The sequence below is a fragment of the Xenorhabdus innexi genome, assembly GCF_002632485.1.
Taxonomy (GTDB): domain Bacteria; phylum Pseudomonadota; class Gammaproteobacteria; order Enterobacterales; family Enterobacteriaceae; genus Xenorhabdus; species Xenorhabdus innexi.
In genome coordinates this window covers 1-1,728 of the sequence record NZ_NIBU01000155.1, presented here as the reverse complement: position 1 = coordinate 1,728, position 1,728 = coordinate 1, and the positions used below count along the sequence as shown (strand labels likewise).

The following is a 1,728-nucleotide window of genomic DNA, read 5'->3' as shown; positions in this document are numbered from 1 at the left end:
AATTCGGGGCTGAAACTTCTTTTCATCATGTCACCTGTTGAATTGTCGAAGTGAGAATATCACCTCTATAACGGTGACCAAAATCATTGGACCACATCACCTCTCCGGAACGCTGGTCGCGCAGCACCAGAAACTGGCAATGGGTAGAAACAGTGACGCTGAATCCTGAACGAGAACAACAGGCCGCTTAAATTCATTAATGGTGCCAACTATGTTGACAATTACCGCATGATAGCGACCCTTATGAAGCTTTTGGGCAATATAACCCCTTAGCCGCTGTGACATCAATCGTTGCTACACAGGTTATTCATGCTCTAGAAACCGACCCAACACTCACCAATACAGCAATTTCCTCAATTATTGGTAGTTGGTTGATGGATCAATTAGTCAATAATGCCATTACAGTTCAATCCAATGAGGGGACCCGAAAATTTATTAAAATTCCCACCACTTCCGGTGGAGTTACTTTTGTTCCTCCACCCGGCGATAGTTCAACTTTGACCCTTGGAGAGGGAAATGCCGTCACCATTACTGACAAACATGGCATTGTCACGCACTTTGATAAAGATGGTGATATCTTTTCCTGGGAAGATAAAAACAGAAATAGAGTGACCTTTACTTATGTGGGTACAGGGAAAAATAAAAACCTAAAAGCCGTTGAGAATGGCATGGGTCAAAAGCTGGAGTTTAACTATAATGGCAAAAATCAGCTAACTTCTGTTTCAGATGGCTTCCGTTCAGTCAGCTATAATTATGATGGAAAGGATAGCCTGCTAAGCTTCAAAGATGCACTTAATGCCACCTATCGCTATGGCTATGGCGGCTTAGGTCTGATTACGACCATGTACAACCCCGCCTTCCCCGAAACAACAACTGTCAGAAATACCTATGACCATGCTGGGCGTATTCAGACTCAGACTGATCCTTTTGACAATAAATGGTATTACCTCTTTGCTAACGGAAGACGTGCCGAAGAAATCGATGCACTAGGTAACAGACGCTTTTTCTACTATGATCAAAATGGCAACCTTCTACTGGATGTTAATCAAACAAGGGCTGGAACACGTTATACCTATAACGGCATAGGGCTTCTAACGCAATCTGTTTCTTCTCGCGGTCTATCAGAAAGTTTTACTTATGATGATAAAGCCAATATCGTAACGAAAACCATTTCCCCTATCCCAAAAGCCCACGATGTCATAACCGGCAAACCTCCTGCACCAATAACAGAAAAATGGACCTATTCCGCCCTTTCTCTGCCACTCACCCATACTGATTTTTTAGGGCGAATGACAAAATATGACTATGACGGGCAAGGCAATCTTGTCAAAACTACACAGCCAGAAGTTGCTAAACCCGGAGTGAAAGGCACTCATGCACCTGTAACATTGATAACCTATAACACTCGGGGTTTACCTTTAACGATCACTGATCCTGAAGGACGCATAACACAGAATACCTACGACCCTCGCACATTTGCTCTTATCTCAACAACTGTAGACCCTGGGACGGGGCGTTTAAACCTGACAACATCTTATTCTTATGATGCAGTTGGCAATAACACGACACAAAAAGACCCCAAAGGCTACATTACTAGTGGTACATTCTGCATTTGATAACCTCATCAAACGAGCTTGAAAACCATTAAGTTTTATGGTTAATTAGCACACCGTTTCAATGACCATCAGATACCCCTAATTTTTTATGTGGAAAGCGCCAGCAGTCAAT

The 1,728-nt window shown here is 42.8% G+C and carries 1 protein-coding gene; it reads left to right on the top strand.

Features of this window, described 5'->3' with window-relative positions; translation table 11 throughout:
• Positions 1–374 precede the first annotated feature (374 nt).
• Positions 375–1,616 carry an RHS repeat domain-containing protein gene (locus Xinn_RS20650; protein ID WP_244590283.1) on the top strand — a complete coding sequence of 414 codons (1,242 nt, stop codon included), beginning with the start codon at positions 375–377 and terminating at the stop codon, positions 1,614–1,616.
• Positions 1,617–1,728 lie beyond the last annotated feature (112 nt).